This window comes from Arthrobacter sp. Soil736, from assembly GCF_001428005.1.
In the GTDB taxonomy this organism is placed as follows: domain Bacteria; phylum Actinomycetota; class Actinomycetes; order Actinomycetales; family Micrococcaceae; genus Arthrobacter.
The window spans coordinates 106,589-130,579 of the sequence record NZ_LMSB01000004.1; the positions used below are offsets into that span (position 1 = coordinate 106,589).

Here is a 23,991-nt window from a genome sequence, read left to right on the forward strand (position 1 = left end):
GTGAGGAATCCGTCAGGACACCCGCTGAACCCGAGAGAAAGAGCAGCATGGCCGCCGTCGTCAACGAATACCCCTTCTCGCAAGTAGACGTTTTTGCCCCGGGACCGAAGCCCGGCAACCCGGTCGCCGTGGTCCATGACGCCGATGGCCTGTCCACGGAACAGATGCAGAGCTTCGCCAACTGGACCAACCTGTCGGAGACCACCTTCCTCCTGCGGCCGTCCCATCCGGACGCGGACTACAGGCTGCGGATCTTCACCCCGCGCGCAGAGATTCCGTTCGCCGGGCACCCCACCCTCGGATCCGCCCACGCCTGGCTGGAAAACGGCGGCCAGCCGCAGGGCGAAGGCGAACTGGTCCAGGAATGCGGGGCCGGCCTGGTCAACATCAAACGGGCAGAGGACGGGCTGTCCTTCGCGGCGCCGCCCCTCCGCAGATCAGGCCCGGTGGAACCAGCGGTGCTCGAGCAGGCCGTGGCCAGCCTCGGCATCGGCCATGAGCAGGTCCTCGGAAGCAACTGGGTGGACAACGGCCCGGGGTGGCTGGGAATCCGCCTGGCAACGGCCCAGCAGGTTGTGAACCTCGAGCCCGATTTCTCCGCCATGGGCGACCTCCTGGTCGGCGTCATCGGCGCCTTCGACGACGGCGGCCCGGCGGACTTCGAGGTCCGCGCCTTTGCCCCCGGTCTGGACGTTCCCGAGGACCCGGTAACGGGCAGCCTCAACGCCGGTTTGGCGCTGTGGCTGCGCGGCGAGGGCGTGGTGGCCGCGGATTACACCGTCCGGCAGGGAACGGTCCTCGGGCGTGGCGGACTGGTCACCGTCACCAGCGAGGCAGAAACCATGTGGGTGGGCGGCGCCAGCCGCACTGTCGTCCGCGGCGTCGTGGGGCTGTAGGCCCCGCCGGGGCACTTCCGAAGCCCATGGATGCCGGAGTCCCCCAGGTCTAGAATCGGCCTCAGGTCCGGAATGAAAGGACCCGGCGGCCGCGTCCGGCGGACCGTACGCAACGCGAACACGGGGTGGTCCATGGACGCCGTCGAAGTTGCAGGATTGCGCATCGCCTACCAGCGCGCCGGCCGGGGGCCAGCACTGGTGCTGCTGCATGGAGCCTACGAAGACAGCCGCATCTGGCGGCCGCAGCTGGAAGCGTTGTCGGACGAGTTCACTGTTGTTGCCTGGGATGCTCCCGGCTGCGGCAGTTCGACTATCCCTTCGCCGGACTTTTCGGGCGAAGACTTTGGGAACGCCCTTGCCGGTTTCCTCCGGGCCGCTGTTCCGGCAAGGCCCAGTGTGCTCGGTTTGTCGTGGGGGTCCGGGGTGGCCTTGGAGCTCTATCGAGGGCATCCTGAGCTGCCGGCTTCGCTGGTGCTGGCTTCCGCCTACGCAGGCTGGGCGGGTTCGCTGCCTCCGGAGGAAGTGGACCGGCGCAACGCCCAGGTGCTCAGCGAGCTCGACCAGCCGCCGGAGAAATTCATTCCGGTGTGGCTGCCCACGCTCTTGACCGAACACGCCGACCAGTCCGTCGTCAACGAGGTCAGCGGGATCATGGCCGATTTCCACTCGGCAGGTATGCGGGCAGTGCTGAACGCCAGCGGCCACGCCGACTATCGCGACGTCCTGCCCACCATCACGGTTCCCACCCTGCTCCTCTATGGCGAAAGGGATGTTCGGTCACCGTTGAGTGTCGCCAACGAGATGCACCGGCAGATTCCCGCTCAACGCTAACCGTGATTCCCGACGTCGGGCATCTGGCCTGCGCGGAAGCGCCGGCGGCGTTCAATGCCGAAGTCCGCCGGTTCCTGCACGGGCTCGAAGACCGGGCCGACTAGTGGCATTCCAGTAGGCCGCCGGATGAAAAGAATTGAGATTACGGAACACGGCTCGGGGGTGGTTGCCGCCACCGGCCCTGGCGTGACCCACGTGCAGGCGGGAGACCGAGTCTGGGTGTCAACGATCCCGGCGCGGACGCTCGGGACCTATGCCCAGACGATGGTGTGCGACGCCGGCATCGTGCACCTTCTCCCCGACCGCCTGTCGTTCGAGGAGGGTGCGGCGCTCGGGGTCCCCTACACCACCGCCTACCGCGCCCTATTCCAGCGCGGACGCGGCACCCCCGGTGAGGTGGTCCTTGTCCACGGGGCCAGCGGAGGCGTGGGCATACCGGCCGTCCAGCTGGCCGTCGCGCACGGGATGACAGTCATCGGGACAGCAGGGACGCCGACCGGGCTGGAGCTGGTCCTGCAGAACGGGGCGGCGCACGCGCTGGACCACACCCAGCCCGGTCACGTCGCGCAGATCAGGGACCTCACGGAGGGCCGCGGCGTTGACCTGGTGGTGGAGATGCTTGCCAACAAGAACCTCCAGGAGGACATGGACCTGCTGGCCTCCCGGGGCCGCATTGTCATCGTCGGCAGCCGCGGCCCCGTCCAGGTCAGCCCGCGTTCCCTCATGGTCGCCGAAGCCGACATCCGGGGAACCGCCCTGTGGAACATGACCCCGGCGGACTTCGAGGACGCCTACTCAGCCCTGGACAGCGTGCTGCGCTCCTCAGCCATCCGGCCCGTGATCGGCAAGCGGTTTCCGCTCGCGGACGCGGCCGAGGCCCACCGGTTCATCACCACGTCGCGGGCGGCGGGCAAGGTGGTCCTGCAGGTCAGGTAGCAGAACACCGGCGGCGGCGGGTCACCGCGCCGGTTCGGGCACCTCGCGTTCGCCGGCGTCCGCCGGCACACTGCCGACGGCGGCAGGAACCTCAGGCGAGCCGGCCGCCGTCGAGCGTTCACCGGCTTCCCCGCGGAAGGCCTCGAGCATTGCCTCCCGGTCAAACTGGCCCTCCCACTTCGCCACCACGAACGTGGCCACGCAATTGCCCAGCAGGTTCACGGAGACCCGCATGGAATCCATGACACGATCGGCCCCCAGCAGCAGCGCCACGCCGGCCACGGGGAAGATGCCCAGCGCACCGGCTGTCGCGGAGAGCGCCAGGAAGGCCGAGCCCGGCACACCCGCCATGCCCTTGGAGGTGAGCATGAGGACGCCCAGGGCGGCAAGCTGCTGGCCCAGGTCCAGGTTGTGGCCGAAGGCCTGGGCAAGGAACAGCAGGGAGATGGAGAGGTACAGTGCGGCGCCGTCGAGATTGAACGAATATCCGGTGGGAACCACCAGTCCGGTGGTGGCGCGCGAGCAGCCGGCGTTGGTCAGTTTGGTCATGATGCGCGGCAGGACGGACTCGGTGGAGGCCGTTCCCAGGGCCAGCAGGAACTCTTCCCGCGAATACCTGATGAACTGCCACAGCGGCACCCGCGGATAGACCCAGGCCACGAGGAACAGGAGTCCGATGAAGATGATGGCCGCGCCGTAGCAGGCTGCGATGAGCACGGCGTAGGTGCCCAGGGAGCCGAGCCCGTACTGGCCGATGATGAACGCCATGGCACCGAACGCGCCGATGGGCGCCACGCGCATGACCCAGCCCATGATTTTGAAGAACAGTTCCAGCACGGTCTCCAGCAGGTTCACCACCGGCAGGCAGCGTTCACGGCCCACCACCACGATGGCCGCCCCGAAGAAGACCGAGAAGCAGAGCACCTGGAGCAGGCTGTTGGAGGCAAAGGCGCCAACAACGCTGGTGGGAATGATGCCCAGCAGGAACTGACCCGCGTCCTTGGGAGGAGCGGTGCCCGTTTTGGCATCCAGCGCATCCTGCGACAGCGTGCCGGGGTCGATGTTAAGCCCGGCGCCGGGCTGGACTACGTTGCCTACGATCAGCCCGAAGACCAGCGCGAACAAAGTGGCGCCCGTGAAGTACACCAGGGCCTTCACCCCGACCCTGCCCACAGCCTTGACGTCTCCCACCGCCGAGATCCCGGTGACGATCACGAGGAAGATCAGCGGCGCAATGATCATCTTGATCAGCTGGATGAAGCCGTCCCCCAGGGGCCGCAGGCCCGAGCCGATGCCGGGCCAGAAATGCCCGATCAGCACGCCGAGGCACACCGCCACGAGGATCTGGAAGAACAGCTGTTTGTGGAAAGGTTTCTTCGGTGCCTGGACAGCAGGAGACGCTGGGAGGTTCATCTGGATGCCTATCGGTGTGCGGTGGCAGGGGTGCCGTTCGGTCAAACGCAACACTAGGGACGGCATGTTTCCGGCACGCTACATCCGCACTGCGGAATTGTTTAACCGCTTAATGGAACTTTCATCTGCTGACACCGCGCGTTCGAGGGCCCGGGCTCCGGCTGGGTTGTATTTGAGAACGATTCTCATTAGTGTTGAGGCATGCACCTCACCGTCGTCAGTTCCCTCGATGCCCTCTGCCGCCAGCAGGCGTGCCAGGCCCTGGCCGCCGCCCACCCCGGGGCCGTCATCGTCCTCCATGACCTGCTCGAGAACGGCCGCGTCATCCGCCGCGTCTTCGCCCGGTCCGGGCCCCTCGAGCGCGAAGAAACCCTCCTGGAACACGGCTGCCTCAGCTGCACGGTGCGTCTGGACGTGGTCCCCACCGTCGAGCGGCTGCTGGCACTGGGCGAAGACCACATCATCATCGGGCTGCCGCCCGCCGTGCCCTCCTCGACGGCCATCCAGGCCCTGAAGCGGGGACTCGCGCACGAGTTCACGGTCGACGCAGCGGTACTCGCGTGCGCGCCGGATGCCTTGGAAGACCACATCTGGGACCACCACACCCTGTTCGAGTCCGGGTTCACGCCGGTCCCCGACGACCAGCGGACCCCCGGGGAGTTCCTCATCGGAGACCTGCAGTTCAGCGACACCGTCCTTTGGGCCGATCCCGAACTTGTGCCGGTGGACCCCGAAGGGCGCGCCCGCGGCCTGCAGCTGCTCCGCGAACTGGCGCCGCACGCGGACATCACCGAGGATGCGGGCAGCATTCGCCAAGGCAGGCATGACTACGCGGAGGCAGCCGGCAGGACCGCCCTTGGCGCAGTGCGGGTCCCGGCCGGACCGTCCGCCTCACCGTTCACCACCATCATCCAGCGGGTTCGGCGCCCCCTCCACCCCGAGCGGTTCCGGCACGCGCTGGCCACGCTGGCGCAGGGATGCTGCTGGCTCCGCGGCCGGCTGTGGATAGCGGCAGCCCCCGGGTGCCGGATCACCGTCCAGGGAATCGGGCCGCGCGTCTGGCTGGAGAACACGGGCCCGTGGCTCGCCGACCAGGGCGCCGCCCCCTCGGCGGACCGGGGCGCGGACGCGCGGCTGGACTGGCACGCGGAGTTCGGCGACCGCGGGACTGTCCTCGCGGCCACCGGCGAAGACATCGACCCGGAAGAGATCGCCCGGCTGCTGACCGGCTGCGAACTGACCGACGCGGAAATGGAGGCCGGCTTTGCCGGGCTGAGCGATCCGTTCGGCCTTACCGAACCCAACGAAGCCGGGTCCAATGAAACCGGATCCAACGAAACCCAGCCCACCGATCCCAAACAAAGGAGCAACACATGAAAGTACGGAACTCGCTGCGGGCACTGAAGAAAATGCCGGGAGCGCAAGTGGTCCGCCGCCGCGGCAGGACCTTCGTCATCAACAAGAAGAACCCGCGCATGAAGGCCCGCCAGGGCTGAGACCGGCCGGGACCGTTCGCCGGGGGAGTCGCGCCGCGGCGCTGCGCGCCCGGAGTGAGTTGCGCCTCACGCCGGGACGATCCGGCGGCGCGCGTCGTTGGAACAGGTGGCGGAAGGAGGCCACTTGATCATTGTGCTGACGGGAATAGACGGCTCAGGAAAAACGACGGCAGCCCATGCCCTGGTTGGCGCCGCCCGCGCGCAGGGCACCAAAGCGCTGCTGCTCAGCAACTACGCGGGGCGGCGCAGGATGTCGCTGCTCAGCGCCAGGTGCGGCGTTCGGTTCCCTGCCCGGCTGGCCGATGGCGTCGAAACTGCCATCCGTGTGGCGAACGTGCTGGTGTCCCATGCCCGGGCGCGGCGCTTTCCCGGCCTGGTGGTCATGGACCGCCACCTCCAGTGCCAGCTGGCGCTGCGCCGGACCAGGGGCCTGCCGCGCGGACGGCTTCTTCCGCGCCTCATCGGCGCGCTGCCAAGTCCGGATCTGGTGGCCTACCTGGACGTCAGCCCGGAACGGGCGCACGACAGAATCGTGGCGCGCGGCACCGATGAGGAATCCCTGGATGATCTGCAGTCACTGCGGGACGCCTACCGCTCGCTGCCCGAGTACACGGACTTCGTGAAGATCGACGCCGATGCGCCGCCGGCTGAGGTCCTGTCCGGGCTGACGGAAGCCACCGACGACGCCGGCGCGCTCAAGGTTTAGTCAAGAATCTCCGAAACGGGGCAAATCCGCCGTCGTGCGGGTGAACGCGACGGTACATTGAATCCGAGCTCTCCGCTTTCCCCCCAAACCGGAGGGCTGGGAAGCCTCTGCGCTTGAGTCTCAGGATTCGCGCGGGGGCTTCCTTCACTCGGCGAAGTGCCGCTGTTCGGGCTGAATGTGCGGAACGCGCCCCCATCACCGTCCGCCAATTGCAGGGAAAACGACGGCGGGAGATCCCGCCGTCGTTTTCCCTGATTCGCCAATCGATGCATTTATTTTCGCGGTTAAACGTTGAAATTAGAGATTGACCTTCACGTCAAGCGGTGGCAACGTGGGATTCAGTTCCCACCCTCCAATTGTCGCGGGGGTATCAATGCACAGTTACTTCATACCCTTCGCTTTTGCCTCGGGCAGGGGCAGATGGACAGGTCCACGCCTTGCCGGGGCCCTCTTACTCCTCGCCGTCGTGGCGTTCGTGGCGCCCTCCACCCCGGGCTTCGCCCACAACCCGCTCCCCCATCCCGTCGCACAGTTCGCGGCACAGGCTGCGACCGTCCAACTACGGGAAAGTATCCCGAATGCGGCGCCAACCGTCAGCATCATCAGCGAACAGCAAACAGCCGCGTGGGCCGGCCCTCAGGGCGACGACCACTGGCTGCGGGACGGCGCGTTGAGCGCATCCGTTACTCTTACGCGCGCTGCCGACGGTTGCCCGTGTTTACTCCCTACGCAAGAGAAAGAGACCTGGCAACACCTCAGCCGGCCGCCTCCGGCTCCCGGCAGCCACGCCGCATGACTGCGGCCGGACCGGGACGCACGCAGGCATCCGCAGTCCCATGCGCTAAACGTCCCAGGCACCAATCCATTACGTTCCGACATTTGTCAGCCGCAACTGGTCCGCAATCTTCCCCTACGGACATTTATGAGAGTTCTTTAATGTTTCCCTCATTCCCGATTAAGCCTTCACATTTATGAGAGTTCTTTAATGTTTCCCTCATTCCCGATTAAGCCTTCCCATTAAGGCTTACAAACCAAAAGCTATTTCCCGGTGAGAGTCCGGCAGGCTGTGGGGCCCCACGTGGAACCTATTAGAATTGTTCTTTATTCGCACGACTCCCTGGGGCTGGGGCACGTGCGCCGCAATCTCGCCCTGGCTCATGCCCTGAGCAACCAGCTTCCCGGCCTGACCGGGCGTGAGGTGACCGGCGTCCTGGTTTCCGGCACGGCGCTCGCCCCGGGATTCGAGCTTCCCCCCGGCTGGGATTGGGTGATCCTGCCGGGCGTGGAAAAGAGCCGCAGCGGCTACCGTCCCAGGAACCTCGACGTTCCCATGCCGGACCTGGTGTCACTGCGGGCTTCCTTGCTGGAGTCAGTCGTGGGCAGTTTCCGCCCCGATCTGGTGGTGGTGGACCGGCACGCCACCGGAATTCATCACGAGCTGGAAGTGGCCCTGCGCCGGGCCCGGGCCGGCGGACCGGTACGGGTGGTGCTGGGGCTGCGCGAAATCCTGGATTCGCCGGATGCGGCCATCGCTGAATGGGACCGGGAGGGCGGCGCAGGGCTAGTAAAGGCCTTGTTTGACGCCATCTGGGTTTACGGCGATCCTGCCGTCCACGATCCGGTTGCTGCGGGTGAAATTCCGCCCTCCGTCCGCAAACTGATCCACTACACCGGATACCTTGCGGTGGGGCGGCCGCCGGGTTCCGGGAAACTCACCATGCCGCGCCCCTATTTCATGACGACGGTGGGAGGCGGCGCCGACGGGCACGCCTTGGCGAAAATGGCGTCCGCCGCCGCCCTGCCCCCGGGAGTAGGCCACCTGATCGTTGCGGGACCGCAGATGCCCGACGAGCAGCTCAACGATCTGCGCCGGCAGGCCACGGCGGGCGTCAGAATCGTTGACACCCTGGACGACATGGTGCTCCACATGCGCCGCGCCGAGGCCATCGTTTCCATGGGCGGCTACAACACGGTCTGCGAGATCCTGAGCACCAGGGTTCCGGCCCTCATTGTGCCGCGCACCGAGTCACGCTCCGAGCAGCGGATCCGGGCCGAATCCCTCGCCGCCGCGGGCTACCTGGAACATCGCGACATCGGCACGCTGACGCCCGCCGTCCTCGCCGGCTGGCTCGCACAGCGGCTCGGCACCAAGGTGGACCGCCGGCGCGCACAGCTCAACGGACTGGTACGGGTGCCCCAGCTGGCGGCCGGTCTCCTGCTGCCCGTGCTGAACTCCGGCGGCACGCGGCCGCTGGACCATATCCGGGAGGGCGCCGCGCATGTTGCAATCTGAACCGGCCACCGCCTACATCCTGAAAATGTACCCGCGGTTCTCCGAAACGTTCATCGTCTCCGAGATCCTGGCGCGCGAGGCCGCCGGGGACAGGATTGAGATCTTCTCCCTCCGTCCGCCCAACGACCCGCGATTCCATCCTGAGCTGGCACGCGTCAAGGCGCCCGTGACCTATATCGCCCGTCCAAAAAGCGCCGAGGGCGTGTGGGAGACCTTCGGTGCGGCGGAAGCCGCCGGCCTCGCCCCGGCGGTGTCCCGGGTTTTCACGGAACTGGCCACCATGGGCCCGAACGATGCGCTCCAGGCCATCAACCTCGCTGTGGCCCTGCAGAACCGGAACATCAGGCACCTGCACGTTCATTTCGCGTCAACCCCCACGAGCGTCACGAGGCTGGCCTCCGCCATCACCGGCATTCCCTATTCCTTCACGGCCCATGCCGTGGACATCTTCGTTGACACCGTCGACGACGACGATCTCCGGACCAAGTTTGCGCAGGCCCACCATGCCGTGACCATCAGCGCCTATAACCTCCGCTTCCTGCGCCGCCGCTTCCCGGACGTCACCTCCCGCCTGCACCTCGTGCGCAACGGCCTGGAGCTCAGCCGCTTCCCGTACCGCGACCCCCGGCCCATCGGCGCCACGGTGAGGGTGGCCGCCGTCGGACGGTTCGTGGAAAAGAAGGGATTCCAGCACCTGGTGCCCGCCGCCGCCGAGCTCGTCGCCCAGGGCGTCCCCCTGGACCTGAGAATCGCGGGAACAGGTGTGCTCGCCGCCCAAGTACAGTCCGACGTCGAGCAGCTGGGGCTTGCGGATCACGTCAGGCTGCTGGGGCCGCAGACCCAGGACCAGGTCCATGAGCTGCTGGAGTCCTGCGACGTATTCATTGCTCCGTGCGTGGTGGGGGCCGACGGCAACGCAGACGGGATGCCCACCGTGCTGCTGGAGGCCATGGCCACCGGCGTTCCGTGCATCTCCACCGCCGTCACCGGGATTCCCGAGGTGGTGCACAACGGACGCACGGGAATCCTGACCAGGCCCGGCGTTCCGCATCTGCTCGCCCAGGCCATCCGCCGCATGAGCGCACCGTCAACGGACAGGGTGTCCCTGGCCCGCAACGCACGCGCACTGATCGAACGGGACTACGACGTGCGGCAGCAGGCCGAGAAGCTCCGCGCCCTGTCGCTCGAGGCAAGGAAGGTGGCGTGATGCGCGTCGCCTACGTCTGCGCCGACCCCGGCGTCCCCGTCTTCGGCACCAAGGGATCCTCCGTCCATGTCCAGGAGATCGTGCGCGCCTGGCGCAGGGCCGGAGCCGACGTCACGGTGTACTGCGTCCGCGCCGGGAACGACCGCCCGGCCGACCTGGCCGGCCTCGACGTCGTCGAGCGTCCGCCCCGCCGGGCAGAGCGGGCCGGGCGGGAGCGCGCCATCGAAGAGGCGGCGTGCGCCCTCGCGGACGCTGCCGTCCGCGACGGCTGCGATGTGGTCTACGAACGCTATTCACTGTTCAGCCCGGCACTGTCCATGGTGACCGGCGCGCTCCGGGTCCCGGCCGTCCTCGAGGTCAATGCGCCGCTGATCGAGGAGCAGCAGCGGTACCGCCAGCTTTTTGATGGTGACCTCGCTGAGTCGATGCTCCGCCGGAACGCCCTGGCCGCCGACGCCGTGGCCTGCGTCTCGGAGCCCGTGCTCCGGTGGGTGAAGCAGCGCGTTCCCGAGGCCAGGACCGTGCTGGCGCCGAACGGCGTCAACACCTTCCGGATCACGGCGCGGCCGTCCGGAGGGCGGGCGGGACTGTCGGATCCCGGCCACTTCACGGTGGCCTTCACCGGCACCCTCAAGCCGTGGCACGGCGTCCCGGACCTGCTAGAGGCGGTGGCCCTGGCCAACGCTGATCCCACGAGCACGGGCGTGTGGACCGTGCGGATCATCGGCGACGGGCCAGGCCGGCCGGACCTCGAACGGCTTGCGGCCCAGCTGGGCGTGGACGCCGAGTTCACCGGAGCGGTGTTGCCGGAGTCCGTGCCGCGGCTGCTGCACGAATGCGACGCCGCCGCGGCACCCTATCCGCAGCTGGCGCCCGGCCACGACCATTATTTTTCGCCGTTGAAGGTGTACGAATACCTGGCCGCAGGCATGCCGGTGATCGCCACGGCCGTGGGCCAGATTCCCTCCATCATTGAGCAGGAACACACCGGGCTGATGGTCCCCGCCGGCGACCCGCCGGCGTTCGCCGCCGCCCTGAACCGTCTGGCGGCGGACGCCGCGCTCCGCGAACGCCTGGGCACCCAGGCCCGGGCCGCCGCCGTCGAACATCACAGCTGGGACGGCGTGCTTTCCCTGATCACCGCGGCACTGTCATCCCGGCAGGAGGTGGCCTGACCATGACCGCACACCCCCACCGCCAACAGCCGCCAGGGCAGCAAACGGCCGTCGCACGGAAGCCGCGGCGCCCGTCCCTGCGGCGGGGACGGAACCCCGCCCGGTCCCCGAAGCCGGAGTCCGGGCTGCGGCGCACTCTGCGCTGTGTACGCCCGCATCTCCAGGGCCACCGCGCCCTCATGGTGGGAGGATTCGTCGGGCTGACGTTCGACGTGGCTTTCCGCCTGGTGGAGCCGTGGCCCCTCAAGGTGGTGATCGACGCCGTTTCCCGCTCGCTGGGCGCCACGCTGCACAAACCCGGTCCCACCATGGACGCCAGCATGCAGACACTCATCCTGTGCGGGGCGGCGGTGGTGGCCATCAGCATCGGGCGCGCCATCTCCAACTACTGGTCCGCCGTCTGCTTCGCCCAAATCGGCTCGCGGGTCGCCGCGGACCTGAGGGCACGGGCCTTCCGCCACGTGCAGAGCCTGTCCATGCGCCACCACACCCGGGCGTCCACCGGGGACACGGTGCAGCGCCTGGTGGGCGATGTGTCCCGCCTGCAGGACGTGGCCATCACCGCCGGGCTGCCGCTGCTGGGCAACATGGCCACCCTGGTGGCGATGACCGGCATACTCCTCTGGCTGGATCCCCTGCTCTCCTTGGTGGTGGTCCTGGCCGTCGGCGTCTTCGTCCTCCTGTCCCGCGCCAGCTCCGGCCCGATTACGGCCGCGGCCGGCAGCTCCCGCAAAGGGGAGGGTTACCTGGCCACGACGGCGGCACAGACTTTGGGCGCCATCCGCGAGGTCCAGGCCTACGGCCTGGAGGACACCATCAGTTCCGGCTTCCGCACCAGCAACCAGGCCACCCTGGGAACGGGCGTCGCGGCGCTGCGGCTTGCCGCCGGGCTGGAGCGGCGCACCGATGTGCTGATCGGCGTCGCGACGGCGGTGGTGCTGGCCGGCGGCGGCTGGCGGGTCATGGAGCACGTGATTACGCCCGGTGACCTGGTGATATTCCTGATGTACCTGAAGACGGGCATGAAGCCCCTGAAGGACGTGGCGAAACAGATTGGCCGGATCGCCCGGGCCACGGCCTCCGGCGAGCGCGTGGCCGACCTGCTGGAAGCGCAGACGGACCTGCCCGAGTCTGCCCATGCCCGCCGCCTGGACAGCAAGAACCCGGACATCGTGCTTGAGGACGTGTTCGCAGGCCACGGCGACGGAATGGTGCTGCACGGGATCAACTTGACCATCCCGGCCGGTGAGCACCTGGCCATCCTGGGCCCGTCCGGCGCCGGAAAGTCCACCCTGGCCAGCCTCATCCTGCGCATGATCGATCCCGCCACCGGATCCGTCAGGGTAGGCGGTGAGGACCTGCGGGACCTCAAGATCGCGTCCGTTCGGTCGCATGTGTCCATCCTGCTGCAGGACTCCGTGCTGTTCGGCATCTCCGTCCGGGACAATATCCGGTTCGGCAGGCTCGACGCCACGGACGACGAAATCGAGGAGGCTGCCGCCTTGGCCCAGGCCGACGACTTCATCCGCGCGCTCCCGGACGGCTACGACACGGTGCTGGGCGAAGCGGCGAAGGACCTCTCCGGCGGCCAGCGGCAGCGGATCGCCATTGCCCGCGCCATCCTCCGGCAGGCACCGATCGTCATTCTCGATGAGGCCACGGCGGGCCTGGACTCCGCCTCCCGGGACTCCGTCCTGCAGGCCCTTGCCGCCCTGACGCGCGAACGGACCTCCATCACCATCACCCACGACGCCCACTCCGCCCGTTCGTGCGACCGCATCGTCTGGCTCGAAGACGGCCGGATCATGGAGGAGGGACGCCCGGAAATACTGCTGCGGGATCCCGGATCCAGGTTCGCCCGCTGGATGGATGACGAGGACCCCAGCCGGCCCGAAGAGAAGCTGGAAGTGCCATGACCGGCGCAGAGTCCGGGTTCAAGAATCCGGACCGCTCCCTGGCCAACCGCGATGATGCGCTGCCCGGGCTCCCGTACCTGCTGGACAACGCCCGCCTGTCCTCGCTGCTCGGCGAAACCGTCCGCGTGACCCGGGTCCGCTACAAGCCGCGCACCTCGTTGCTGGTGGCATTCCGCCGCATCCGCAACGGCGCCTTCGACTACGGCTGGGCCCTGACCCGGACCCGCACCGGCAACGCCAAGCTCCTCAGGCGCGAGCTCACCTCGCGGTCCCGCGGCGGAGACATCCGGGTCCTGCGGCCCGATCCGCGGCAGGACGACAACCTGGTGGCGGTGGGCGGCGTCGAGGACGACTGGGTCCTCTACGGGAACCTGCTCTGGCTGCGCGACCACGGCATGGAACGGCTCGGCCTCCCGCTGCGTCCGGGCGCGCTGCTGGCCGGCGCCGGCAGCGTGCTGCGGTACAAGCCCGAGCGCCGCCTGGTCCTTTTCGTCCAGAACTCCGGCGCCCCGGTGGTCATCAAGGCCGCCGCAACGCCGGCCGGGGCCGAACAGGAGGCCGATTTCCTGGAGCGGCTGAACCTGCACGGCGTTCCGCACCTCCGCCAGCTGGGCGACGCCGAATGCCTCGAGCACGGCATCAGCGCCTGCGCGGCCTGGGGCGGAGGCGACCTTGCGGGGCTCGACGACGACTCCGGGGCGGTCAGCGCCGGGGAAGCCCTGGCCAGGCTGCATGGAATACCCCTCGAAGGGTTCCCGGCCGGGCCGGAGGTCTGGCGGGACGAAATCGCAGCGCAGCTCCAGGCAACACGGTCCATGGTTGCGTCGCTGCTCCCCGCGCTGGAGGAACCGGCCAGACGGGTCGAGGCCGAGCTGCGCGCCCGCCTGCTGACGGACGGCGCCGCGGCCAGGTACGTCCTGGTTCACGGGGACTTCTCCGCGGACCAGGTACTGGTGGGTGGTTCGGAGGTGCGCCTCATAGATTTCGACCGGGCACGCACCGGCGTGGCCGAGGCTGACCTGGGATCCTTCGCTGCCGCGGAGGAAGCCGTACACGCCGGGGCCTCTGGCGGGCCTGGCGGGCGGGCCGGCCGCGCTGGGGGCGCCGGGGGTGCCGGGGGTGCCGGGGGCCCGAAAACTGCGCGGGTCAGCGAGGGCTACGCCGGGGCTGGCGGGCGGTTCACCCCAGCGGGCGTGGACTGTTGGGCGGCCTTCCGGCTCTTCAACAGCAGCGTTGATCCCTTCCGGGACCGGTCCCCGGAATGGGCCGCCGACATGTCCTGGCACCTGCGCCGGGCTAAGGAGCTGATCTCATGAACTGGCATCCTCCCGTACCCAGCCGCGTCACGGACCCCGCGGGAAAAGAGTGGCTGGTGAGCCGAGCATGGCCCGGCATCTCGGCAGGCCGCTACGTCCTCGAGGTGCAGTCGCCCGACCATCCCGGCGTTCTGGGCGGGTTCTTCCGCGAAGGCCGGTTTGTCCCGGTAGACGCGGACGACTCCAAGCTGCCCGCCCTCGCACGCGAGTCATCCAAGGGGGAAACAGTGGTCCACCGCGCCCACAAGCGGGCAGTCCTCCGTGCCGGCGACACGTACATCAAGGTGTTCCGGCCTGAACAGGCGCCTGGTGCGACCACAAACCACGTGTTGGCCACCGCGCCCCTGGCCGGCGGCAGCTTCAGGACACCGGTCATGACCGTAGCCCGGCCGGACGTCCTGGTCTTCAGCCGCGTGGCCGGCCGGTCCTACTATGAGCTCGGCCAGGACCAGACCACCGTCACAGACAACTTCTTTGCCGGCATGTGGGCTGACTGGTCGCAGGCCTGGACAGAAACTGTTGCCCGCGCCAGCGGCTCCGCTTTCCGCGGCAGCCTGGAGCAGCTTCCGCTGCGCGATGCCGAGGAAGAACTGGCCAAGGTGCGGCGGTGGATGGATCGCTGGCTGCTCCACAGCGAAGGGATCCCCGAGGCTGCGCAGGGACGCGCTGCTCTCCTGGCACAGGTCGACGCCGTAGCGGCCGGTCTTTTGGCCGGGCCCCACGATCCCCTGGGGTGGGCGCACGGAGACCTGCACGACAAGCAAATACTGGGCACGGACAACGCCGGAGTGGGCATCGACAACGCCGGAGCACCGGGGCTGCTGGATTTCGACGAGGCCTGCAGGGCCGAGGCAGCCCTGGATTTGGCCAACCTGGACGTGCACCTGGAACTGCGCCGGAGGCAGAACCTGCTTACAGCCCAGCGGTTTGCGATCGCCCATGCGAGCATCGTGTCCGCGGCCAGCCGCCTGCACGTCAGCCCGGAACGGTTCGAGGCGTATGCCGCCTCCGCCCGGCTCCGGCTGGCCTGCATTTACTCCTTCCGCCCGCCGTGGGGATCCTGGGCGGTGAGATACCTGACATCAATGGACCTGGTTTCGCCGGAGCTGCGCCGATCGCCCGAACGCAGAGCGCCCGGGCGCGAACCCGTCCCCCTATTGAGCACAGAACGAAGCCTGACATGAGCAATTCCCCATGGGGAGATTACGTCGCCCCGTCCGTTCCGCCGTCGCCCGTTCTTCACGCCCCTGCTGACGCTGCCGCCACCGCCGCCGGCCCGTCAGGTAACGGTGCCGGTCCGTCCTCGAACGGCTCCGGTCCCGCAGGTAACGGCGCCGGTCCATCCTCGAACGGCTCCGGTCCCGCAGGCCTTTCGCTGACCGTCATCGGGACCGGGTATCTGGGCACCACGCACGCCGTGTGCATGGCGCTCCTGGGCCACCGGGTGGTGGGGATCGACGTCGACGAGGCCAAGGTGGACGCGCTGTCCCGCGGCAAGCCGCCGTTTTTCGAGCCGGGACTCAAGAAGCTCCTGCGGATAATGCTGGAAAGCGGCAGGCTGACGTTCACCAGCGATTTCTCCGCGGCCCGCGGCGCCGACATTCACTTCGTGTGCGTCGGAACCCCGCAGGAGGCAGACTCCCCCGCAGCCGACCTCCGCTTCGTGAACGCGGCCCTCGCCCGTCTGGCCCCGCACCTGGACCGGCACTGCCTGGTCGCCGGCAAGTCCACCGTTCCGATCGGCACGGCGGAACGGCTCACAGGGTTCGTCCAGTCAGGCTCCCCCGCGGGCATGCTCGCGGAGCTGGCGTGGAACCCGGAGTTCCTGCGCGAAGGGCACGCGGTGGAGGACACGCTGCACCCGGACCGGCTGGTGTTCGGCGTTGCGTCCGAGTGGGCCCGGGAGCGGCTGGCGACCTGCTATTCGCCGATCATCGCCCAGGGCACTCCAGTGGTGGTCACCGACCTCGCCACGGCGGAGCTGGTGAAGGCAGCCGCCAACTCCTTCCTGGCCACCAAGATCTCCTACATCAACGCGATGGCGGAGGTGTGCGAGGCGACGGGCGCCGACGTCAACGACCTGGCCAAGGCGCTCTCCTACGACACCCGCATCGGCGGCCGTTTCCTCAAGCCGGGCCTCGGCTTCGGCGGCGGCTGCCTCCCGAAGGACATCCGCGCCTTCACCCACCGGGCCAGGGAACTCGGCGTCGGGCAGGCGGTCGGGTTCCTGCAGGAAGTGGATGCCATCAACCAGCGGCGGCGCCAGCGCACCGTGGACCTCATCACCGAAATGGCCTGCGGGGACCTGGCCGGCGTGCATGTCACTGTCCTTGGCGCCGCCTTCAAGCCCGATTCCGACGACATCCGGGACGCCCCGGCGCTGGATGTTGCCCGCATGCTCCATCAGGCCGGGGCTACGGTGACCGTGTACGACCCCAAGGCCATGGACAACGCCCGCCGGAGCTACCCGGACCTGGCCTACGCCGCCTCGCTGGAGGCCGCCGTGACCGGAGCCGAGATTGTGGCCCTCCTGACCGAATGGGACGTGTTCCGCCGCGCAGATCCGGCCGCACTGGGCGAGCTGGTGCAGCTCCGGAACATCGTGGACGGCCGGCACGCGCTGGATGCCGCTGCCTACCGGGCGGCTGGCTGGGACTACCGCGCCCTCGGGGCTCCCACCCGCCTGCCGGCGCGGACCCCGGCTATCCGGCGGGTTGAACCGGCGGCGCGGGATGCGTCGCTGGGTGTGTAGGGGGATGGGTCGCCGGGCGGCCGGAACAGCAATCACGGCGGCACCGTGAGGGTGCCGCCGTGATGTGAGTGGTGTCGTGATCTGGGTGCTAGGGGTTGTGGATACGGGCCGTGGTGCGGTGTGTTGTTTGGCCAGCTTCGGCTGGCGGTCAGAGAGCCGCTTGTCAGTGCGCCGGGTCAGGTGCTCCGGCGGGATTCGTGCGGGTTTGCATCAGGTGCAGCTGCAGTTTCGCTTCTGCTTCCCGCCGGCGCCTGGCCTGCTCGCGCATCTGCCGCGTTGCCTCGGAGCCTTCGGGATGGAACATTCCGGCCGTTCGATTGCGGGGAGCGCCACCGCCGGAGGGTGCCGCCGCCATCAGTTCTTCGCTCATGCCCCATGGTCACACGCACTTGTTCACGCGGAAAGATTTCCGGGCGTAGCGTGACCGGATCGGAATGTTGCGGCGCTCGTGCCGCGATCATAAGGGCCGGCGGCGGTTGGGAAGGCACCCCGGGCTTGCCAGGGCTCTTGCCGTCGGCCCCACATCAATTCTATGAAAGAAACCGCCGCCCAGACAGTGCCTGGGGCAGCCATTAAGTCCCCTGCAACTAAGGCATCGGTCTCGGCTCGTGTTCGAAGGGGTGTGGCGCGCAGGCGACAGATGGGACGACGCTTCGCGTCCACACTTTCGCCAAATTGCTTCCTCTCCCGTCTCGTACACCGAACTGCCCCACTCACACACCCCCTTGACTCCCGCCCCCACCTTCCCTAAACTTTTCATAAAGCAGAATCTAAATTCCACAAAGCGGAATCTCGTAAGAGCCAAGTTAGCGGGAAGATAGATCAAAGCCCCTCCTCGGAAGGACCTACGATGACGTACACAGTGAACTGCTCCATCCTCCTGACGGAGCTGCCCTTGCTCGAGCGCCCCGCAGCCGCGAAGGCGGCGGGTTTTGACGCCGTCGAGTTCTGGTGGCCCTTCGAAACCTCCCTCCCCACCGACGCCCAGGTCAACGAGTTCGAGCGCGCCATCACCGACGCCGGCGTCCAGCTCTCCGGCCTGAACTTCAACGCCGGCAACATGCCCGGCGGCGACCGCGGCCTCACCTCCTGGCCGGCACGCTCCACGGAATTCCGCGACAACATCGACGTTGTCGCTGGAATCGGCGAGCGCCTGGGCTGCAAGGCATTCAACGCGCTGTACGGCAACCGCGTGGACGGCGAATCCGCCGAAAAGCAGGACGCCGTCGGCGCCGAAAACCTCGCGGCGGCGGCGGCCGGCGTGGCCCGCATCGGCGGCACCGTCCTCCTCGAGCCGGTCAGCGGCGCACCCAAGTACCCGCTCCTCACGGCTGAAGACGCACTCAAGGTGATCGCCCGCGTCAAGGCGGAGTCCGGCGTCGACAACGTCAAGCTCCTCGCCGACTTCTACCACCTGGCGGTCAACGGGGACGACGTCGCCGCCGTCATCGAAAACCACGCCAAGGACTTCGGCCACATCCAGATCGCCGACAACCCCGGCCGCGGGGCTCCCGGAACCGGAGAGCTTCCCCTCGGCGAGTGGATCGCCCGCAGCCGCGAACTCGGCTACGACGGCTACATCGGCCTCGAGTACAAGGAACCGCAGGAAACGGCCTTCAGCTGGGCCATCCGCGAGCACGCCGCCGGATAGTCCCCCTAGCCCAACTGAGTAGCAGTAGATGTCGTTTAGAGCCCTCAAAACGACATCTACTGCGACCTAGTTGGGTCCGGCTAACTCAATCTCCCCACAGACTTCAGTAAGGAACCATCATGAGCAACGTTTCAGTCATCGGACTCGGCATCATGGGCCTGCCCATGGCCATCAACCTCGTCAAGGCCGGCCACACCGTCACCGGCTTCAACCGCAGCCAGGACAAGATCGACAAGCTGGTCTCCGAAGGCGGCCGCGGCGCCACGAGCATCGCCGACGCCGTCAAGGATGCCGACGTCGTCATCACCATGGTGCCGGACTCCCCCGACGTCGAGGGTGTAGTCAGCGGCGCCGACGGCGTCTTCGCCAACGCCAAGCAGGGCACCCTCTGGATCGACGCCAGCAGCATCCGCCCGGACGTCGCCAAGCGCCTCTCCGACGACGCCCGCGCAGCAGGCATCCATCCCCTCGACGCACCGGTCTCCGGCGGCGAACAGGGCGCCATCGACGCAGCCCTCTCCATCATGGTGGGCGGCGACGCGGCCGACTTCGAGGCAGCACAGGACGTCCTCAACGCCGTCGGCAAGACGATCGTCCACGTCGGCCCCTCGGGCTCCGGCCAGACCGTCAAAGCAGCCAACCAGCTGATCGTCGCCGTCAACATCGAGGTCCTCGGCGAGGCCATCGCCTTCCTCGAGGCTTACGGCGTGGACACCGACGCCGCCCTCAAGGTCCTCGGCGGCGGCCTGGCCGGCTCGAAGGTCCTGGACCAGAAGGGCCAGAAGATGCTCGACCGCAACTTCGACCCCGGCTTCCGACTCGCCCTGCACCACAAGGACCTCGGCATCGTCACCTCCGCCGCCCGCGAAGCCAACGTCGCCATCCCGCTCGGCGCCGTCGTCGCACAGCTCGTCGCCGCCACCGTCAACCAGGGCGACGGCGGACTGGACCACTCGGGACTCTTCAAGCAGGTCCTCCAGCTCAGCGGCCGGAAGTAAAGCACCTCCGGCAGTAGCCGGACAACAAGCAAAACCGGAGATCCGCCGTCGTACATAAACGACGGCGGCTCCCCAAGTACACCCAAAAACACCCCAAATTCCGCCCGCAGAGGGCCAAAGCTTTCAAGGAGCACACCATGACGAAGATGCGCACCGTAGACGCAGCCGTCGCCATCCTGGAGAAGGAGGGCGCCACCGAGGCGTTCGGCCTGCCAGGCGCGGCAATCAACCCGTTCTACTCGGCAATGCGGGCCCACGGCGGCATCCGCCACACCCTGGCCCGCCACGTTGAAGGCGCCAGCCACATGGCTGACGGCTACAGCCGCGCCGCAGACGGCAACATCGGCATCTGCATCGGCACATCCGGCCCTGCCGGCACCGACATGATCACCGGCCTGTACGCCGCGTGGGCCGATTCCATCCCCATGCTCTGCATCACCGGCCAGGCCCCCGTGGCCAAGCTGCACAAGGAAGACTTCCAGGCCGTGGACATCGAGTCCATCGCCAAGCCGGTCACCAAGATGGCCATGACCGTCCTGGAGCCCGGCCAGGTTCCGGGCGCTTTCCAGAAGGCGTTCCAGCTGATGCGCTCCGGCCGCCCCGGCCCTGTGCTGCTGGACCTGCCCATCGACGTGCAGATGGCCGAGATCGAGTTCGACATCGACACCTACGAGCCCCTGCCCGTCGAGAAGCCCAGGGCCAGCCGCAAGCAGCTGGAGAAGGCCCTGGACATGCTGACCGCAGGCGAGCGCCCGCTGATCGTGGCCGGCGGCGGCATCATCAACGCCGGCGCCTCCGCGCAGCTGGTGGAACTGGCTGAACTGCTGAACGTTCCGGTCATCCCCACCCTGATGGGCTGGGGCGCCATCGCCGACGACCACCCGCTGATGGCCGGAATGGTGGGCCTGCAGACCTCGCACCGCTACGGCAACGAGAACTACCTGCGCAGCGACTTCGTGATCGGCATCGGCAACCGCTGGGCCAACCGCCACACCGGCGGGCTGGACACCTACACGGCCGGCCGCAAGTTCGTTCACATCGACATCGAGCCCACGCAGATCGGCCGCGTGTTCTCCCCGGACTTCGGCATCGCCTCCGACGCCGGTGCCGCCCTGGACGGGCTGCTGGAGCTGGCCCGCGAGCGCCGCGACGCCAAGACCCTGCCGGACTACTCCGCCTGGGTTGCCGAGTGCGCCGAGCGCAAGGCCACCCTGCACCGCAAGACGCACTTCGACAACATCCCCATCAAGCCGCAGCGCGTGTACGAGGAGATGAACAAGGCATTCGGCAAGGACACCACCTACGTGTCCACCATCGGCTTGTCCCAGATCGCCGGCGCCCAGATGCTGCACGTGTTCGGCCCGCGCAAGTGGATCAACGCCGGCCAGGCCGGCCCCCTGGGCTGGACCGCCCCGGCAGCGCTGGGCGTGGTCCGCGGCAAGCCGGAGGAGACCGTGGTTGCCCTGTCCGGCGACTACGACTTCCAGTTCATGATCGAGGAACTGGCCGTGGGCGCGCAGTTCAACCTGCCGTACATCCACGTGGTGGTGAACAACTCCTACCTGGGCCTGATCCGCCAGTCGCAGCGCGGGTTCAACATGGAGCAGAACGTGTCCCTGGCGTTCGAGAACATCAACTCCCCCGAAACCAACGGGTACGGCGTGGACCACATCAAGGTGGCCGAGGGCCTGGGCTGCAAGGCCATCCGGGTGGAGGACCCCAACGACATGGCCGCCGCCTTCGACAAGGCCAAGGCGCTCATGGGCGAGTTCCAGGTTCCCGTGGTCGTTGAAGTGATCCTGGAGAAGATCACCAACATCTCCATGGGTGTGGAAATCAACGCCGTGAACGAGTTCGAGGAGCTGGCCGCGACCGCAGCCGACGCCCCCACCGCCATCCTGGCCCTGCAGCCCTAATCAGGAAAGACAGGCACTGCAATGCGCATTGTGATCGCGCCGGACAAGTTCAAGGGCTCGCTCTCCGCCCCGGACGTCGCCCGGCACCTTGAGGAGGGGCTGCAGGCCGGCTCCCGCATCGCGGGGCTGGGCCCCCTTGAGGTACTGCGGATTCCCGTGGCCGACGGCGGCGAGGGCACCTTGGATGCCGCCGTCGGCTCCGGCTTCACCCGCCGCAGCGCCGTGGTCAGCGGCCCCACCGGGCTGCCGCTGACGGCCGAGTTTGCGGTCCGCGGGCGGGAGGCGGTCATCGAGATGGCCGCCGCCTCCGGGCTCGCCGTCCTGCCCGGCGGCTCCGGACAGACCGGTGCCGGAGGGACCGGCAGCCCCGACTCCGCCACCGCGAAGGCGGCCACGAGCCTGGGCACCGGCGAACTCATCCGCGCCGCGCTCGATGCCGGCTGCCGGCAGATCATCCTGGGAGTCGGCGGCAGCGCCAACACCGACGGCGGAGCGGGTGTCCTGCAGGGCCTCGGCGCCATACTGTTTGACGCCGCCGGCAACGAGCTTCCGCCCGGCGGCGCCGCCCTGGCGGACCTGGCCAGCATCGACTTCTCCGGTTTCGACTCCCGCCTGGACGAGGCCCGCTTCATCCTCGCCAGCGACGTGGACAACCCGCTGCTGGGCCCGGAAGGCGCCGCCGCCATCTTCGGCCCGCAGAAGGGCGCCACGCCTGAGGACGTCCGCGCGCTGGACGGCGCCCTGGCCAACTTCGTGCGGGTCCTCGCGGACGAAATCGGGCCGCGGGCGCTGAAAGCCGCGGACGCTCCGGGCGCCGGAGCCGCCGGCGGCGTCGGCTACGCAGCCATCGCGGTACTGGCCGCGACCCGCCGGCCGGGGATCGACGTCGTGCTTGAATTCACGGAACTGGCAGACCGGCTGACCGGCGCCGATCTGGTGATCACCGGCGAAGGCAGCCTCGACGAACAGAGCCTGCTGGGCAAGACGCCCATGGGCGTGGCCCGCGCGGCGGCGCTGGCCGGGGTGCCCGTGATGGCCGTCTGCGGCCGCACCACGCTCACGCCCGAACAGCAGAAGGATTCCGGCTTCCGGCAGGTCTACCCGCTCACCGCGCTGGAGGCCAAGGTAGATATATGTATAGCCGAAGCGGCATCCCTGCTTGAACGGTTGGGAACGAACATCGGCCTGGAGCTGGCGGAAACGGTCCCGGCCAACGCCGCACCAGCGAACAGTGCCCGCACAAAGGAGCCCCTGAATGTCTGAAGAAACCTTTGACCTGGTCATCCGGGGCCGGCGCATCCTCACCACCGCCGGCATCGCGGCGCGTGAAGTGGGCGTGCGCGGCGGGAAGATCGTCGCGATCGAACCGCTCGGCAACAGCCTCTCCGGCGCCGAAGTGATCGAGCTCGCCGACGACGAAACCCTCATCCCCGGCCTCGTGGACACCCACGTCCACGTCAACGAGCCCGCAAGATCGTCGCGATCGAACCGCTCGGCAACAGCCTCTCCGGCGCCGAAGTGATCGAGCTCGCCGACGACGAAACCCTCATCCCCGGCCTCGTGGACACCCACGTCCACGTCAACGAGCCCGGCCGCACCGAGTGGGAGGGCTTCGCSTCMGCCACCCGCGCCGCCGCGGCCGGCGGCGTCACCACCATCATCGACATGCCGCTGAACTCCATCCCGCCCACCACCACCGTGGAGGGCCTCAAACTCAAGCGCGAGGTGGCCGAGGACCAGGCGTTCGTGGACGTCGGSTTCTGGGGCGGCGCCGTGCCCGGCAACAAGRCGGACCTCCGCCCGCTGCACGACGAAGGCGTGTTCGGCTTCAAATGCTTCCTGCTGCACTCCGGCGTGGACGAGTTCCCGCACCTSGAAGCGGACGAGATGGAGGAGGACATGGCCGAGCTCAAGTCCTTCGACTCCCTCATGATCGTCCACGCCGAGGACTCCCACGCGATCGACCACGCGCCCCACCCGGGCGGGGACAARTACGCGACCTTCCTGGCCTCCCGCCCCCGCGGCGCCGARAACAAGGCCATCGCCGAAGTCATCGAGCGGGCCCGCTGGACCGGCGCCCGCGCCCACATCCTGCACCTGTCCTCCTCCGACGCGCTGCCGATGATCGCCACCGCCAAGCGCGACGGCGTCCACCTCACCGTGGAGACCTGCCCGCACTACCTCACCCTCATGGCCGAGGAAATCCCCAACGGCGCCACCGCGTACAAGTGCTGCCCGCCCATCCGCGAGGCCTCCAACCGCGAGCTCCTCTGGCAGGGCCTGCAGGACGGCACCATCGACTGCATCGTCTCGGACCACTCCCCCTCCACGCTTGACCTCAAGGACCTGGAAAACGGCGACTTCGCCGTGGCCTGGGGCGGCGTCTCCTCGCTCCAGCTGGGCCTGTCCCTGATCTGGACCGAGGCCCGGCACCGCGGCATCYCCCTGGAACAGGCGACGCAGACGGCGTTGTGGTGGTCCGGAAGGAC

20 protein-coding genes and 1 pseudogene are annotated in these 23,991 nt (G+C 68.2%); 19 read left to right on the plus strand and 2 right to left on the minus strand.

What is annotated here, in order from left to right:
• The first annotated feature begins 47 nt into the window (after nt 1-47).
• The 3 genes from ASG92_RS04325 (at nt 48) to ASG92_RS04335 (ending at nt 2,663) form a co-directional block, all read left to right on the plus strand.
• A complete protein-coding gene (locus ASG92_RS04325) occupies nt 48-896 on the plus strand; it encodes a PhzF family phenazine biosynthesis protein (protein WP_056624940.1) in 849 nt (282 codons plus the stop codon).
• A 132-nt stretch (nt 897-1,028) separates the two neighbouring features.
• Nucleotides 1,029-1,727: an alpha/beta hydrolase gene (locus tag ASG92_RS04330; protein ID WP_240986999.1), complete on the plus strand. Its 699-nt coding sequence runs from the start codon at nt 1,029-1,031 to the stop codon at nt 1,725-1,727.
• 126 nt (nt 1,728-1,853) lie between these two features.
• Nucleotides 1,854-2,663: an NADPH:quinone reductase gene (locus tag ASG92_RS04335; protein WP_162256295.1), complete on the plus strand. Its 810-nt coding sequence runs from the start codon at nt 1,854-1,856 to the stop codon at nt 2,661-2,663.
• Between the two features lie 21 nt (nt 2,664-2,684).
• On the opposite strand, the gene ASG92_RS04340 is transcribed toward ASG92_RS04335, so the two are convergent.
• Complete coding sequence (locus tag ASG92_RS04340) at nt 2,685-4,076, minus strand: cation:dicarboxylase symporter family transporter (protein ID WP_056624946.1); 1,392 nt, start codon at nt 4,074-4,076, stop codon at nt 2,685-2,687.
• Between the two features lie 201 nt (nt 4,077-4,277).
• Here ASG92_RS04340 and ASG92_RS04345 point away from each other — a divergent pair, with 201 nt between their 5' ends.
• The 10 genes from ASG92_RS04345 to ASG92_RS04390 all read left to right on the plus strand — a co-directional run bounded on the left by ASG92_RS04345 (nt 4,278) and on the right by ASG92_RS04390 (nt 16,937).
• The gene (locus ASG92_RS04345; protein ID WP_082579296.1) at nt 4,278-5,453 is read left to right on the plus strand and encodes a GTP-binding protein; all 1,176 of its coding nucleotides are present in this window, start codon (nt 4,278-4,280) and stop codon (nt 5,451-5,453) included.
• The gene (gene ykgO / locus ASG92_RS04350; RefSeq protein WP_056624948.1) at nt 5,450-5,572 is read left to right on the plus strand and encodes a type B 50S ribosomal protein L36; all 123 of its coding nucleotides are present in this window, start codon (nt 5,450-5,452) and stop codon (nt 5,570-5,572) included. The genes ASG92_RS04345 and ykgO overlap by 4 nt, the downstream gene beginning before the upstream one ends.
• A gap of 124 nt (nt 5,573-5,696) precedes the next feature.
• Complete coding sequence (locus tag ASG92_RS04355) at nt 5,697-6,278, plus strand: AAA family ATPase (RefSeq protein WP_056624950.1); 582 nt, start codon at nt 5,697-5,699, stop codon at nt 6,276-6,278.
• A gap of 1,078 nt (nt 6,279-7,356) precedes the next feature.
• Entirely contained in the window at nt 7,357-8,571 is a 1,215-nt protein-coding gene (locus ASG92_RS04360) for a glycosyltransferase (protein ID WP_056624953.1), read from the plus strand.
• On the plus strand, nt 8,558-9,778 hold the full coding sequence (locus ASG92_RS04365; protein WP_056624956.1) for a glycosyltransferase: 1,221 nt from the start codon (nt 8,558-8,560) through the stop codon (nt 9,776-9,778). Before ASG92_RS04360 ends, ASG92_RS04365 begins: the two co-directional genes overlap by 14 nt.
• A complete protein-coding gene (locus ASG92_RS04370) occupies nt 9,778-10,953 on the plus strand; it encodes a glycosyltransferase family 4 protein (RefSeq protein ID WP_056624959.1) in 1,176 nt (391 codons plus the stop codon). The genes ASG92_RS04365 and ASG92_RS04370 overlap by 1 nt, the downstream gene beginning before the upstream one ends.
• A 2-nt stretch (nt 10,954-10,955) precedes the next feature.
• The gene (locus tag ASG92_RS04375; protein ID WP_082579297.1) at nt 10,956-12,869 is read left to right on the plus strand and encodes an ABC transporter ATP-binding protein; all 1,914 of its coding nucleotides are present in this window, start codon (nt 10,956-10,958) and stop codon (nt 12,867-12,869) included.
• Nucleotides 12,866-14,185, plus strand: a complete 1,320-nt coding sequence (locus tag ASG92_RS04380; RefSeq protein WP_056624962.1) for an aminoglycoside phosphotransferase family protein — start codon at nt 12,866-12,868, stop codon at nt 14,183-14,185. The genes ASG92_RS04375 and ASG92_RS04380 overlap by 4 nt, the downstream gene beginning before the upstream one ends.
• On the plus strand, nt 14,182-15,369 hold the full coding sequence (locus ASG92_RS04385; RefSeq protein WP_056624965.1) for a phosphotransferase: 1,188 nt from the start codon (nt 14,182-14,184) through the stop codon (nt 15,367-15,369). Before ASG92_RS04380 ends, ASG92_RS04385 begins: the two co-directional genes overlap by 4 nt.
• Nucleotides 15,366-16,937, plus strand: a complete 1,572-nt coding sequence (locus tag ASG92_RS04390; protein WP_277307922.1) for a UDP-glucose/GDP-mannose dehydrogenase family protein — start codon at nt 15,366-15,368, stop codon at nt 16,935-16,937. The genes ASG92_RS04385 and ASG92_RS04390 overlap by 4 nt, the downstream gene beginning before the upstream one ends.
• Nucleotides 16,938-17,100: 163 nt before the next feature.
• Here ASG92_RS04390 and ASG92_RS04395 read toward each other — a convergent pair whose 3' ends face one another.
• Complete coding sequence (locus ASG92_RS04395) at nt 17,101-17,307, minus strand: hypothetical protein (RefSeq protein WP_056624968.1); 207 nt, start codon at nt 17,305-17,307, stop codon at nt 17,101-17,103.
• A 480-nt stretch (nt 17,308-17,787) separates the two neighbouring features.
• Here ASG92_RS04395 and ASG92_RS04400 point away from each other — a divergent pair, with 480 nt between their 5' ends.
• The 6 genes and pseudogenes from ASG92_RS04400 to allB form a co-directional block, all read left to right on the plus strand.
• Nucleotides 17,788-18,588, plus strand: coding sequence for a TIM barrel protein (locus ASG92_RS04400; protein ID WP_056624973.1), 801 nt, complete (start codon nt 17,788-17,790; stop codon nt 18,586-18,588).
• A 119-nt stretch (nt 18,589-18,707) separates the two neighbouring features.
• Entirely contained in the window at nt 18,708-19,586 is an 879-nt protein-coding gene (locus ASG92_RS04405) for a 2-hydroxy-3-oxopropionate reductase (protein ID WP_056624975.1), read from the plus strand.
• 137 nt (nt 19,587-19,723) lie between these two features.
• On the plus strand, nt 19,724-21,502 hold the full coding sequence (gene gcl / locus ASG92_RS04410) for a glyoxylate carboligase (RefSeq protein WP_056624976.1): 1,779 nt from the start codon (nt 19,724-19,726) through the stop codon (nt 21,500-21,502).
• A 21-nt stretch (nt 21,503-21,523) separates the two neighbouring features.
• Nucleotides 21,524-22,765: a glycerate kinase gene (locus ASG92_RS04415; protein ID WP_056624978.1), complete on the plus strand. Its 1,242-nt coding sequence runs from the start codon at nt 21,524-21,526 to the stop codon at nt 22,763-22,765.
• Nucleotides 22,758-23,024: a hypothetical protein gene (locus ASG92_RS28115; protein ID WP_157372099.1), complete on the plus strand. Its 267-nt coding sequence runs from the start codon at nt 22,758-22,760 to the stop codon at nt 23,022-23,024. Before ASG92_RS04415 ends, ASG92_RS28115 begins: the two co-directional genes overlap by 8 nt.
• Nucleotides 22,973-23,991: pseudogene (allB, locus tag ASG92_RS04420) on the plus strand (allantoinase AllB); the annotation flags it as partial. The gene ASG92_RS28115 and the pseudogene allB, both read left to right, overlap by 52 nt.

Coding starts and splice junctions, on each gene's coding strand:
- ASG92_RS04335 (WP_162256295.1), top strand. CDS start 1,854: ATGAAAAGAATTGAGATTACGGAACACGGCTCGGGGGTGGTTGCCGCC.
- ASG92_RS04395 (WP_056624968.1), bottom strand. CDS start 17,307: ATGAGCGAAGAACTGATGGCGGCGGCACCCTCCGGCGGTGGCGCTCCC.
- ASG92_RS04370 (WP_056624959.1), top strand. CDS start 9,778: ATGCGCGTCGCCTACGTCTGCGCCGACCCCGGCGTCCCCGTCTTCGGC.
- ASG92_RS04415 (WP_056624978.1), top strand. CDS start 21,524: ATGCGCATTGTGATCGCGCCGGACAAGTTCAAGGGCTCGCTCTCCGCC.
- ASG92_RS04400 (WP_056624973.1), top strand. CDS start 17,788: ATGACGTACACAGTGAACTGCTCCATCCTCCTGACGGAGCTGCCCTTG.
- ASG92_RS04340 (WP_056624946.1), bottom strand. CDS start 4,076: ATGAACCTCCCAGCGTCTCCTGCTGTCCAGGCACCGAAGAAACCTTTC.
- ASG92_RS04385 (WP_056624965.1), top strand. CDS start 14,182: ATGAACTGGCATCCTCCCGTACCCAGCCGCGTCACGGACCCCGCGGGA.
- ASG92_RS04405 (WP_056624975.1), top strand. CDS start 18,708: ATGAGCAACGTTTCAGTCATCGGACTCGGCATCATGGGCCTGCCCATG.
- ASG92_RS04390 (WP_277307922.1), top strand. CDS start 15,366: ATGAGCAATTCCCCATGGGGAGATTACGTCGCCCCGTCCGTTCCGCCG.
- ASG92_RS04330 (WP_240986999.1), top strand. CDS start 1,029: ATGGACGCCGTCGAAGTTGCAGGATTGCGCATCGCCTACCAGCGCGCC.
- ASG92_RS04375 (WP_082579297.1), top strand. CDS start 10,956: ATGACCGCACACCCCCACCGCCAACAGCCGCCAGGGCAGCAAACGGCC.
- ykgO (WP_056624948.1), top strand. CDS start 5,450: ATGAAAGTACGGAACTCGCTGCGGGCACTGAAGAAAATGCCGGGAGCG.
- gcl (WP_056624976.1), top strand. CDS start 19,724: ATGACGAAGATGCGCACCGTAGACGCAGCCGTCGCCATCCTGGAGAAG.
- ASG92_RS04345 (WP_082579296.1), top strand. CDS start 4,278: ATGCACCTCACCGTCGTCAGTTCCCTCGATGCCCTCTGCCGCCAGCAG.
- ASG92_RS04325 (WP_056624940.1), top strand. CDS start 48: ATGGCCGCCGTCGTCAACGAATACCCCTTCTCGCAAGTAGACGTTTTT.
- ASG92_RS28115 (WP_157372099.1), top strand. CDS start 22,758: ATGTCTGAAGAAACCTTTGACCTGGTCATCCGGGGCCGGCGCATCCTC.
- ASG92_RS04380 (WP_056624962.1), top strand. CDS start 12,866: ATGACCGGCGCAGAGTCCGGGTTCAAGAATCCGGACCGCTCCCTGGCC.
- ASG92_RS04365 (WP_056624956.1), top strand. CDS start 8,558: ATGTTGCAATCTGAACCGGCCACCGCCTACATCCTGAAAATGTACCCG.